This window comes from Streptomyces endocoffeicus, from assembly GCF_016741935.1.
GTDB classification, from domain to species: Bacteria; Actinomycetota; Actinomycetes; order Streptomycetales; family Streptomycetaceae; genus Streptomyces; species Streptomyces endocoffeicus.
On record NZ_JAERRG010000002.1, the window covers coordinates 113,301 to 125,447 of the forward strand.

General features: G+C 72.3%; 6 protein-coding genes and 1 pseudogene. 4 read left to right on the forward strand and 3 right to left on the reverse strand.

The features are described from left to right. Nucleotide 1: 1 nt before the first annotated feature. Nucleotides 2–4,276 (forward strand): ABC transporter transmembrane domain-containing protein, encoded by a 4,275-nt coding sequence (locus JK364_RS08500; RefSeq protein WP_201849174.1) that lies wholly within the window; start codon nt 2–4, stop codon nt 4,274–4,276. Nucleotides 4,277–4,516: 240 nt separating this feature from the next. On the opposite strand, the gene JK364_RS08505 is transcribed toward JK364_RS08500, so the two are convergent. Then, on the reverse strand, nt 4,517–4,960 hold the full coding sequence (locus JK364_RS08505; RefSeq protein WP_044574931.1) for a hypothetical protein: 444 nt from the start codon (nt 4,958–4,960) through the stop codon (nt 4,517–4,519). 182 nt (nt 4,961–5,142) lie between these two features. Here JK364_RS08505 and JK364_RS08510 point away from each other — a divergent pair, with 182 nt between their 5' ends. Further along, entirely contained in the window at nt 5,143–6,546 is a 1,404-nt protein-coding gene (locus JK364_RS08510) for a S28 family serine protease (RefSeq protein ID WP_201849176.1), read from the forward strand. A gap of 48 nt (nt 6,547–6,594) precedes the next feature. Here JK364_RS08510 and JK364_RS08515 read toward each other — a convergent pair whose 3' ends face one another. Continuing rightward, complete coding sequence (locus JK364_RS08515; RefSeq protein ID WP_201849178.1) at nt 6,595–8,529, reverse strand: glycoside hydrolase family 3 protein; 1,935 nt, start codon at nt 8,527–8,529, stop codon at nt 6,595–6,597. 220 nt (nt 8,530–8,749) lie between these two features. On the opposite strand from JK364_RS08515, the gene JK364_RS08520 reads away from it, so the two are divergent. Continuing rightward, nucleotides 8,750–9,970, forward strand: coding sequence for a macrolide family glycosyltransferase (locus JK364_RS08520; RefSeq protein WP_201849180.1), 1,221 nt, complete (start codon nt 8,750–8,752; stop codon nt 9,968–9,970). Between the two features lie 202 nt (nt 9,971–10,172). On the opposite strand, the gene JK364_RS08525 is transcribed toward JK364_RS08520, so the two are convergent. Next, nucleotides 10,173–11,087, reverse strand: coding sequence for a LysR family transcriptional regulator (locus JK364_RS08525; protein ID WP_201849181.1), 915 nt, complete (start codon nt 11,085–11,087; stop codon nt 10,173–10,175). Between the two features lie 115 nt (nt 11,088–11,202). Between JK364_RS08525 and JK364_RS08530 the strand changes: the two are divergent. Further along, a pseudogene (locus JK364_RS08530) lies at nt 11,203–12,099 on the forward strand (EamA family transporter); the annotation flags it as partial. Nucleotides 12,100–12,147: the final 48 nt, after the last annotated feature.

Consider the following 12,147-nt stretch of genomic DNA (forward strand, 5'->3'; position numbering starts at 1 on the left):
GGTGGCGGACGTAGCGTCGGACGCATCGGATGAAACGGGCAAAAGGGATGCGGGTGGGTCGGATGCGGATGGCCCGGAAGCCGGACAGGGCTGGGTAAAGCGGCTGTTCGGCTACTGCTGGCAGTACCGCAGCGATGTGCTGCTCGCCCTCGGCGCCTCGCTCGCCGGAATGGCCGTCATGGCGCTCGTCCCGCTGGTGCCGAAGCTGATCATCGACGATGTGATCGTCTCGCGTGATCGGTCGCTCGCCCCCTGGGCCACCCTGCTGATCGTCGCCGCCCTCGTGGTGTACGTCCTCACCTACGTCCGCCGCTTCTACGGCGGGCGGCTCGCCCTCGACGTCCAGCACGCCCTGCGCACGGAGATGTTCGCGGCCATCGCCCGCTTCGACGGCAGACGGCAGGACAAGCTCTCCACCGGCCAGATCATCGGCCGGGCCACCAGCGACCTTCAGCTGATCCAGGGCCTGCTCTTCATGGTGCCGATGATGATCGGCAACATTCTGCTCTTCCTGGTCTCGCTCATCGTGATGGCGGTGCTCTCGCCGCTGCTCACCGTCGTCGCCCTCGCCGTCGCCCCCGCCCTGTGGATCCTCGCTTCGCGCAGCCGCATCCGGCTCTTCCCCGCCACCTGGTACGCCCAGGGGCAGGCGGCCGCCGTCGCGGGCGTGGTGGACGGGGCCGTGACCGGTGTCCGGGTGGTCAAGGGGTTCGGGCAGGAGGCGCAGGAGACGGACAAGCTGCGGGAGGTCGGCCGGGGGCTGTTCGCGGCCCGGCTGCGGACCGTAAGGCTGAACTCGCGCTACACCCCGGCCCTCCAGGCCGTCCCCGCCCTCGGTCAGGTCGCCATGCTGGCGCTCGGCGGCTGGATGGCCACGCGGGGCCAGATCACCCTCGGCACCTTCGTGGCATTCTCGACCTACCTCGCCCAGCTCGTGGGCCCGGTGCGGATGCTCACGATGCTGCTGACCATCGGGCAGCAGGCGCGGGCCGGGGTCGAGCGTGTCTTCGAGCTCATCGACACCGAGCCCGTCATCGACGAGCGGCCCGATGCCCGGGAGCTTCCCGGGGACGCCCCGGCGACGGTCGAGTTCGACCGGGTGAGCTTCGGCTACGACCCCGAGCGGCCGGTGCTGTCCGAGGTGTCCCTGCGCATCGAGCCGGGCGAGACCCTGGCCGTCGTGGGCGCCTCCGGAAGCGGCAAGTCGACGCTGTCCATGCTGCTGCCGCGCTTCTACGACGTGTCGTCGGGCGCGGTGCGGATCGGCGGCCACGATGTGCGGGAGCTGACGTACGACTCGCTGCGCGGGGCGGTCGGGATGGTGCCGGAGGACAGCTTCCTCTTCTCCGACACCGTACGCGCCAACCTCGCCTACGGGCTGCCGGACGCGAGCGAGGAGCGGATCCGGGCCGCCGCCCGTGCCGCGCAGGCCGACGGCTTCATCTCCGAGCTGCCGAACGGCTATGACACCGAGGTCGGCGAGCAGGGGATGACCCTCTCCGGCGGCCAGCGCCAGCGGCTGGCCCTGGCCCGCGCGATCCTCACCGACCCCCGGCTGCTCGTCCTGGACGACGCCACCTCGGCGGTGGACGCGCGCGTCGAGCACGAGATCCACGAGGCGCTCCGGGGCGTCATGGCGGGCCGCACCACCCTGCTGATCGCCCACCGCCCCTCCACCCTCGCCCTCGCCGACCGCATCGCGGTCATGGACCGGGGCCGGGTCGCGGACGTGGGCACGGACGAGGAGCTGAGGGCGCGCAGCGCCGTGTACCGGAGCCTGTTGACGGACGAGACCGAGTCGCGCGGCGACGGGCCGGGCGGCGACGGCTCGGGCGGCGCGGTCGCGCCGCCGACGGGGAACGGCTCCCGGCCGTGGGCCGGGGCCGACGACCTGGCCCCGGGCGCGCCACGCGGCGCCGCCGCGCACGCGCCGGGGCTCGCCGGTGCGTTCGGTGGTGAGGCCGCCGCGACCGGGTTGGCCGAGCCGTGTCTCGACGGCGGGCCGCCCGCCGACGGCGACGGCACGGCGCACGGCACGGCGCACGGCCCCGAGGGGCGCCCGCGCCCCTCGGCGGCGGCGGGTTGGCGGGCGCGCGGTGGGGACGACCCCGCGCACGCCGCCGGCGAGGCGGCGGTCCGTGATGGGGTGGCGGCCGAGCCGTGGGTGCCGTCCGGCGGCGACAGGGGGAGGGATTGTCCGCACGGTGGGGACGACCCCGCGCACGCCGTTCGCGAGGGGGAGGGCACCGTATGGGCGCCGGACGGGGACAGCGCCGGCTGTCCGCCGGACGGGGCCGTGGCGGGCCACCCGGCGCGCCCGAGCCACGGCGGGGTGACCCCCGAGCTATGGGTGCGGCCCGATGGTGAGCGCCGTAAGGGCGACACGGCGGCGGGCGCGGGGGCCGGGGCCGTGGCCGGGCCGGGGCTCGCGGGGGCGCTGTCCGGGATGCCGGCCACCCCCGAGCTGCTCGCCAAGGTCGCCGCCCTGCCGCCCGCCACCGACACCCCCGACATCGACGAGGAGCGGGCCATCCGCGCCGAGGAGACGTACGGGCTGCGGCGGTTGCTGCGCGGTTTCGGGGCGCCGCTCCTGGTCGCGCTGGCGCTCGTCGCCGTGGACGCGGTCGCCGGGCTGCTGCTGCCCGTGCTCATCCGGCACGGGATCGACCAGGGCGTCCAGCGGCTCTCGCTCGGCGCGGTGTGGGCCGCCTCCGGGCTCGCGCTCCTCGTCGTCCTCGCGCAGTGGGCCGCCCAGATCGGCGAGACCCGGATGACCGGGCGGACCGGTGAACGGGTGCTCTACGCCCTGCGCGTGAAGATCTTCGCCCAGCTCCAGCGGCTCGGTCTCGACTACTACGAGCGCGAGCTGAGCGGCAAGATCATGACGCGGATGACCACCGATGTCGACGCGCTGTCCACGTTCCTCCAGACCGGTCTCGTCACCGCCGTGGTCAGCCTGCTGACCTTCTTCGGCATCCTGGTCGCGCTGCTCATCATCGACGTGGAGCTCGCGCTGGTGGTCTTCCTGACGCTGCCGCCGCTCATCATCGGCACGGTGGTGTTCCGGCGCCGCAGCGTCAAGGCGTACGAACTGGCCCGTGAGCGCGTGAGCGTGGTCAACGCGGACCTTCAGGAGAGCGTGGCGGGGCTGCGGATCGTGCAGGCGTTCCGGCGCGAGGGGTCCGGCCGGGAGCGGTTCGCGGCGCGCAGCGACGCCTACCGCCAGGCGCGGATCCGTGGTCAGCGGCTGATCTCGGTGTACTTCCCGTTCGTCCAGCTGCTGGCGTCCGTGGCCACCGCGCTGGTGCTCATCGTGGGCGCCGGGCGGGTCGGGGACGGCACGCTGACGGCGGGCGCGCTGGTGGCGTATCTCCTCTACATCGACCTGTTCTTCGCCCCCGTCCAGCAGCTCTCCCAGGTCTTCGACGGCTATCAGCAGGCCACCGTGTCACTGGGCCGCATCCAGGAGTTGCTGCGCGAGCCCACCACCACACCGGTGGCCGAGGCGCCGCGCGAGGTGCGCGCGGTGCGCGGCGACATCGCCTTCGACGATGTGCGGTTCCGGTACGGCGACGGCGAGGAGGCGCTGGCGGGCATCTCGCTCACGATCCCCTCGGGGCAGACCGTGGCGTTCGTCGGGGAGACCGGGGCCGGCAAGTCCACTCTGGTCAAGCTGGTGGCGCGGTTCTACGACCCGACGCGGGGCGCCGTGCGGGTGGACGGTGTGGATCTGCGCGAGCTCGACCTCACCGGATACCGCGGCCACCTCGGGGTGGTCCCGCAGGAGCCGTATCTCTTCGCCGGGACGGTGCGCGACGCCATCGCCTACGGGCGGCCCGGCGCGAGCGACGCGGAGGTGGAGGCCGCCGCGCGGGCGGTCGGCGCCCATGCCATGGTGGCGTCGCTCGACGGTGGCTATCTGCACGAGGTCTCCGAGCGCGGGCGCAATCTCTCCGCCGGGCAGCGGCAGTTGATCGCGCTGGCGCGCGCCGAGCTGGTGAACCCGGACATCCTGCTGCTCGACGAGGCCACGGCCGCGCTCGATCTGGCCACCGAGGCCCTGGTCAACCAGGCCACGGATCGTCTTACGGGACGGCGCACCACACTGGTCGTCGCCCACCGGCTGACCACCGCCGCCCGTGCGGACCGGGTGGTGGTCCTGGACCACGGCCGGGTCGTCGAGGACGGTACCCATGCGGAGCTGGTGGCGCGGGACGGCCGGTACGCCGCGCTGTGGCGCACGTTCACGGGCGAGACGGCCCCCGCGGCCGTCTGAGCGCTCCGCTGGACGTGCCGTGATGCGTCTCGTCTCGGCCGTCTGTGGTGCTCGGGCGTCTGCGGCGTCGTCGTGGCTGGTCGTGCCCACGCGGCGGAGCCGCACATCGACACAGCCCCGCGCCCCTTCGGGGCGCTGTGGAACCACAGCGAACTTCTTCCGGCCTCGGCAGCGCGCACCGGTCATCCGGCCGTACGGCCGGTAACGCTTAGCGTTCGCCCATTGTTACGTTGGGTAACATCACGGTTCCATGCCGCTGGCCCTCGCTATGCCCTCCACCTCCCGCCGGTCCCGCTCCCGCTGCTCCGCCTCGGCCGCCACCCGCTGCTTGTGGCGGTGCAGGAAGTCGGGGTCCCCGGCCCGCTCCTGAGGCACCAGCACCTTCATGCCCTTGGCGTGCGGACTGTCGCCGAGGTCGACCACCACACGCTCGTCCTGGGAGGTGAGCAGGCCGAACAGCACCAGCAGCTCGGCCTGGAGTGCGGGGGTGAACAGCTCTTTCTCCTCCGGGCCCATCCCGAGCTCGTACGTCCCCCCGCGGACGGCCGGTGAGGTGCTCAACTCGCGCAGCAGCCGCATCAGCAGCTCCAGCGAGCGAGGGTCGATCCGATCCTGCAATTCGTTCAGATACCGCGTCAGCCGCTCGGCCCGTTCACTCCGGTCGTGCCGTTCGTCTCGGTCCATACAGTCAGCATGAGTCATCACAGCCCGCTACGAAAGAGGGCGGGGGTAACAACTCTCCGTATTCGGCCTCGGGTTGGAGCGTTGACGGCATCTGGCGACGCGAGTGTGTGCCCGGATAGGTTCTCGGCGACCTGTGCGAATTCACGGGGCAGTGGGTCAACACGGCAGTAAGGGGAGGGTGCATGCGCAAGATGCTCAGATGGCTGTTGTCGCTCGCGATACTGGTGGGGACGGTCGGCGCGGGCGCCGGAAGCGTGTCCGCGGCACCGGCCGCCCCCGCCCAGCCGGACATCAAGGAACGTGTCCTGGCGATTCCCGGAATGCGTTTTGTGGAGGAGCAGCCCTACGAGGGTTATCGCTTCCTCGTCTTCAGCTACGCCCAGCCGGTGGACCACCGGCATCCGTCCAAGGGCACCTTCCAGCAGCGGTTCACGCTGCTGCACAAGGCGACCGACCGGCCCACGGTCTTCTACACCTCGGGCTACAACGTCACCACCGCACCGCGCCGCAGTGAGCCCACGCAGCTGGTGGACGGCAACCAGGTGTCCATGGAGTACCGTTTCTTCACTCCCTCCCGGCCCCAGCCCGCCGACTGGTCCAAGCTGGACATCTGGCAGGCCGCGAGCGACCAGCATCGCCTCTTCCGGGCCCTGAAGCCCGTCTACGGCAAGAAGTGGCTGGCCACCGGCGGCAGCAAGGGCGGGATGACGGCCACCTACTACCGCCGCTTCTACCCCCGGGACATGGACGGCACCGTCGCCTACGTCGCGCCCAACGACGTGGCCGACAAGGAGGACTCCGCCTACGACCGCTTCTTCGAAGGCGTCGGCACCGCCGAATGCCGCACCAAGCTCAACGCGGTGCAGCGCGAGGCGCTGGTGCGGCGCGACGAGATCGTGAAGCGCTACCAGAAGTGGGCGGACGACGAGAAGCAGACCTTCACCGTCGTCGGCAGCGCCGACAAGGCGTACGAGAACGTGGTCCTGGACCTGGTGTGGGCCTTCTGGCAGTACCACCTGCTGAAGGACTGCGCGGACGTCCCCGCCCCGACCGCGTCCACCGACGAGCTGTACGGCTTCATCGACGAGATCTCGGGCTTCTCCGCCTACACCGACCAGGGCCTGGAGACCTACACGCCGTACTACTACCAGGCGGGCACCGAGCTCGGCTCGCCCACCTTCAAGACCCCGCACCTGGCCGGGCTGCTGCGCTACCCCGGCATCTACGCCCCGCGCAGCTATGTGCCGCGTGACATCCCGATGCGCTTCAAGCAGGGCGTGATGGCGGACATCGACCGCTGGGTGCGGCACGACGCCCACCGGATGCTCTTCGTCTACGGCCAGAACGACCCATGGGGCGCCGAGCGCTTCCGGGTCGGCAAGGGCGCCAAGGACGCGTACGTCTACACGGTGGCCGGCGGCAACCACGGCTCCAGCATCGCCCAGCTGGCGGCCGAGGAGAAGGCCAAGGCCACGGCGGAGGTGCAGCAGTGGGCGGGCGTCAGCACGACGAGCAAGCCCCTCGCCCGGCATGACGCGAAGCTGGACCGCCGCGAGACCGAGCGCGAGCCGGTGTTGCGGCCCTGAGTGGCCCATACCTGGTGAGAAGGGCGTCCGCCACGGCGGACGCCCTTCTCAGTACGTCAGCCCGTGTCCGATCGGGTACAGCACCCGGGACGGGTCGTCCGCGTGCCGGACCGCTACCGGCAGTTTGCCGCGCGGGGTGGTCCGGCCCGCGATGACGCGGGCGGCGGCGCGCAGTTCCACGTCCGTCCAGCAGTAGGCGGCCAGCGAGGCGCCGGGGGCCGTGTCGCGGCCGTTCAGGCGCGCGATGTCGTAGGGGTTGCGCAGGGCCAGGTGCACCACCGGCACGCCGGTGGCCACCAGGCGTGCCACCAGGGTGCGCTGGGCGGAGCCGGAGGCGATGTCGTACGTCGTCACGATCACCGCGTCCCGCCCGCGCGCCGCGGCGACCGCCGCCTCGACGCGCTGCGCGGAGGGGCCGGGGGAACTGGCGGTGCCGGTGGTGAGCGCCTCCGTGCGGAAGCCGAGCCCGGACAGGGCGCGGGCCAGGACGGACGTCGGCGGGCCGCCGGTGCCGGAGGGTGCCGCGGCGTCCACGCCCACCACGAGCAGGTCGCGGTGGCGGCGCGGCGACAGCGGGAGCAGTCCGCCGCGGTTGGTGATCAGGGTGGTGGTGCGCTCGGCGATACGGTCGGCGGTGGCGCGGTGCTCGCGGGTGCCCACCGTGCGGTTGACCGCGCGGTCGCTGGTGTACGGATCGTCGAACAGGCCCCGGCGCACCTTGAGTTCGAGGACGCGCCGCAACGAGCGGTCGACGCGGTCCTCGCTGATCTCGCCCGCTCTGACGGCCTTGCGCACCCCCTCGAAGGCGAGGGACAGGCTCGGCGGGTTCAGCAGCTGGTCCACGCCCGCCTTGAGCGCGAGCACCGGCACCCGGTCGTCGCCGTACTTCTTCCGCACCCCCTCCATCCCGAGCGAGTCGGTGACCACCACCCCGTCGTAACCCAGCTCCTCGCGGAGCACACCGGTGAGGATGGGGCGGGAGAGCGTGGCCGGGTCGTCGCCCGGGTCGAGCGCGGGGAAGAGCAGATGCGCCGTCATGATCGAGTCGATTCCGGCCTCGATCGCGGCCCGGAACGGCGGAGCGTCCAGCCGCTCCCACTCCTTCCGGGAGTGGGTGATCCGCGGCAGCCCGACATGGCTGTCCACGCTGGTGTCGCCGTGGCCGGGGAAGTGCTTGGCGGTGGCCGCGACCCCGGCGCTCTGATAGCCCTCCACCTGGGCCGCCACCATCCGGGCCACGGCCTTCGGATCGGCCCCGAAGGAGCGCACCCCGATCACCGGATTGGCGGGGTCGACGTTGACGTCCGCGATCGGGGCGTAGTCCTGCCGGATGCCGAGCGCGGCCAGCTCCGCCCCCGCGGTGCGCGCGGCCGTACGGGCGTCTGCCGCACTCCCGCCCGCGCCGAGCGCCATGGCGCCCGGGAACAGCGTGGCGGGCGCGCCGACCCGGGCGACGGTGCCGTACTCCTGGTCGGTGGAGAGCAGGACGGGGACGGGCACGGAGGTGGCGAGCGCGGCCTTCTGGATGCCGTTGGAGAGCGCGGCCACCTGGTGGGGATCGCGAATGTTGTGCGCCCATCCGATGTACATCACCCCGCCCACGTGATACTTCGCGATCAGCTCGGCCGCGTTGTCGACCCCTAGCTCCTTGCGGTTGGCCGCGACATCGGCGGGGTCGGGGCGGGTGGCCGAATGGCCGTACACCCGCGTCACGAAGAGCTGGCCGATCTTCTGGTCCAGCGTCATCCGCCCGATGAGCCCGTCGATCCGCCGGCGGTCGCGCTCGTGGTCCCGGCCGGTCTCCGTGGTGGGCCGGGAGGGGGCCGCGGAGGGGCTGCCGGAACCGCCGGTGGTGCGGCGCGCGGGGGTCGCGGGTGCGGGGGAGCTGTTCGTCGGTCCGCCGCATCCACCGGCCGCGGCGGCGGCCAGGGTGGCGGTGAGCAGGGCGCGGCGGGACGTCGTGTGCACCCGCACTCCTTCCATGGGACGTTCGGAGGGGGCGGCTATCGGTGTGCAGGACACGCTGGGACACAAACCACGGCCGGGTCAAGGAAAGTTGGCCTTTCCCAATGGCCCGGAAGCGTAAAGGAAAAGACTGGTTAAAGACCGTGATCTGGTGTCCGCACGAAACCGGTACTAAACTCTCGACCAGGTATGCGTAGTATTTGTATAAGGCATCCGTTCTCGCTTATGTTCCGTTTTCATGACCCCACCGACGGGTGCCAAGCCCCCCACACACATCGCCATGTTCGGCATCGCGGCACACGGGCACGTCAACCCGAGCCTGGAGGTGATCCGCGAGCTGGTGGCCCGCGGTCACCGGGTTACCTACGCCATCCCCGAGCCGTTCGCCGAGAAGGTGGCCGAAACCGGCGCCGAGCCGAAGATCTACACCTCGATCCTCCATGGTGAGAATGTGCCGGGCGCCAGAGGCTCCGATCTGATCGACTACATCGAGCCGTTTCTCGCCGAGGCGGAGCAGGCACTTCCGCAGCATCTGGCGGCCTACGAGGGCGATGCGCCGGATCTGGTGATGTACGACGTCACCGCCTACCCGGCGCATGTCCTCGCCCGTCGGTGGGGCGTGTCCGCCGTCGAGCTCGCGCCCAGCTTCGTGCCCTGGAACGGCTACCGCGAAGAGGTCTTCGAGCCGATGTACGCCCATATGCGGCGGTCGGAGCGCGGCCGGGCCTACTACGCGCGCTACCGCAACTGGCTCGAGGGCAACGGCCTGGCCGACGCCGACCCCGACACCCTCATCGGCCGCCCCAGCCGCTGTGTCGCCCTCATCCCCGAACTGCTCCAGCCCAACGCCGACCGCGTCGACACCGCCGTCTACAGCTTCGTCGGCGGCTGCCAGAGCGCCCGCCGCGACGTGGCGGAGTGGCGCCGCCCGGAGCGGGCCGCCGAGACCGACCGGATCCTGCTGATCTCGCTCGGCTCCACCTGGACCAGGGAACCCGGCTTCTACCGCGCGTGCGTCGCGGCGTTCGGCGATCTGCCGGGCTGGTACGTGGTGCTCCAGATCGGCGAGTTCGTCGACCAGGCCGACCTCGGCGAGATCCCGGCCAATGTCGAAACGCACACGTGGATACCGCAGTTGAGCGTGTTGCGGAAGGCCGACGCGTTTATCACCCACGCGGGTGCGGGCGGCGCCCAGGAGGGGCTGGCCTGCGGGGTGCCGATGGTCGCCGTACCGCAGGCCGTCGACCAGTTCCGCAACGCGGACACGCTCGAGGCGCTCGGGGTCGGCCACCATCTGCCCAAGGCGGAGGCCACGGCTCCGGCGCTGCGCAAGGCGGTGCTCGATCTGGTGCACGACCCCGAGGTGGCCGCCCGCTGCGCCGCGCTCAAGGCGCGGATGGCCGCGGAGGGCGGGCCGGACCGGGCGGCGGACCTGATCGAGGCGGAACTGCCGGCCTGACACCCCGCGCGGAACCGGCGCGGGTCGCCGAGCGTCGAAGGGGCGTGCTGATGGGGAGTCTCCGCACGGCGGTAGTCGGCTTTGCCGCTGGCTGCGTCGCCGACCACCTTCTCCGCCGCCCGCGGCCAGCAGCACCCCGCCGCCGACGCGACACCCCTCCCAGAGCGTCGGCGGCGCGCAGCGGGCTCGGCCCGTCGTACGCTCAGCCCGTGCGGCGCGGCCAGAGGTCGCTCAGGAGCCGCACCGTCTCGGTGATGGCGGGGCGGCGGGCCGCGCCCGGACGCCACAGGGCGTACAGCCGCCGCACCGGGACCGGCTCCAGGGGCAGCGCCAGCACCCCGTCCGGCAGCGGACCGCGCCCCAGCCGGGGCATCAGCGCGACGCCGAGACCGGCCGCCACCAGGGCGATCTGGGTGTGGTTCTCCGCCGCCTGATACGCCAGGTCCGGCTCATGGCCCGAGGCCCGCAGCGTACGGACCAGCCAGTCATGGCACACCGACCCCGGCGGCTGGCAGATCCACCGTTGGCCCGGCAGGTCCTCGCGGCGCAGCGGGCGCCGTGCGGCCACCCGGGCCAGCGGATGTCCGGCCGGGACGAGCAGATCGCACAGGTCCTCCCCGATGGCCGCCCGTTCCTGCCCCTCCGGGGCGGGCAGCGGGGCGATGTCCCAGTCATGGGCCACCGCCAGGTCGATGACCCCCTGCGCCACCAGATCCACCGACAGATGCGGGTCCACTTCGAGCAACCGGGCGTCCAGGGAGGGGTGTTCGGCCAGGAGCGCGGCCAGCACCACGGGCATCAGCCCGCGCGCCGCCGAGGCGAAGGCGCCGATCACCACCCGGCCCGTCGGCTGTCCGCGCCGCTCCTCCAGAGTGGTCTCGGCCTCCTCGACGATGGCGAGCAGCTGCTGGGCGGTGGCGGCCAGATGGCGGGCCGCGTCGGTCAGCGCGATGCCCCGGCCCTGCCGCTCCAGCAGGGTCGTCCGGGTCTCCCGCTCCAACTTGGCGATCTGCTGCGACACGGCGGACGGGGTGTAGCCGAGCGCGATCGCGGCGGCGCTGACCGAGCCGTGCACGGACACCGCGTGCAGAGCCCGCAGCCGGCCCAGATCCAGCACAGTTCGCCCTCCTCCTCGCACCTTTAACCGTTACTGCATCCAAGCATGAAGACATCCGCGCTGGTGCTACAAGGTCCGGGCGGCTGATCCTCGACCCATGCGACCGACGCAACCCGTGCGACCTGTACACATAGCCCTCGCCGTGCTGGTCACGGCCCTGTGGGGGGTCAACTTCGTGGTCATCGAGGTGGGCCTCGACCACTTCCCGCCCCTGCTCTTCTGCGCCCTGCGGTTCCTGGTGGCCGCGCTGCCCGCCGTCTTCCTGGTCGGCCCGCCGAGGGTCGCCTGGCGATGGATCCTGGGGGTGGGGCTGGCCCTGGGCGTGGCGAAGTTCGGGCTGCTGTTCATCGGGATGCATGAGGGGATGCCCGCCGGGCTGTCCTCGCTGGTGCTGCAGATCCAGGCGGTGTTCACGGCGCTGTTCGCGGCCGTCGTCCTCGCCGAACGCCCCGGCCGGCGGCGGCTGCTGGGCATGGCCGTCGCCCTCGTAGGGATCGCGGTGGCCGCCGTGGACGAGGGCACCTCGGGGCCGCTCCTCGGCTTCGTCCTCGTCGTCGCGGCGGCGGCCTTCTGGGGGGTCTCCAACGTCCTCACCCGCAAGGCGGCGCCGCCCGACGCCCTGAACTTCATGGTGTGGGTGAGCCTGGTGCCGGTGCTGCCGCTGCTCGCGCTCTCGCTGGTGTTCGAGGGCGCGCGGCCCGATGTCGAGGCGCTGAGCCGGCTCGACTGGGCCGGGGTGGGCGCGATCGTCTACGTCGCCTGGGTCACCACGGTGTTCGGCTTCGGGGTCTGGGGCTTTCTGCTGCGCACCTACGACGCCTCGGCGGTCGCCCCGTTCTCGCTGCTGGTGCCGGTCTTCGGGATGTCCTCGGCGGCGCTGGTGCTGGGGGAGGGCATCAGCGCACCGCGCTGGCTGGCGGCGGCGCTGCTGGTGGGCGGCGTGGCGCTGACCTCGCTTCCGGCCGGGAGGCTGGCACGTATGCGCCTCGGGGCGCGCCGCCGCCCCGAGCCGCCTGAGCCGAGCGATCACGATGGGCCGAGGCGTCAGGATGGGCCGAGC

Bases quoted from the DNA above. Each gene is read 5' to 3' on its own strand.
- JK364_RS08515 (WP_201849178.1), bottom strand. From the start codon at position 8,529: ATGGAAGGAGTGCGGGTGCACACGACGTCCCGCCGCGCCCTGCTCACC.
- JK364_RS08505 (WP_044574931.1), bottom strand. From the start codon at position 4,960: ATGGACCGAGACGAACGGCACGACCGGAGTGAACGGGCCGAGCGGCTG.
- JK364_RS08520 (WP_201849180.1), top strand. From the start codon at position 8,750: ATGACCCCACCGACGGGTGCCAAGCCCCCCACACACATCGCCATGTTC.
- JK364_RS08510 (WP_201849176.1), top strand. From the start codon at position 5,143: ATGCGCAAGATGCTCAGATGGCTGTTGTCGCTCGCGATACTGGTGGGG.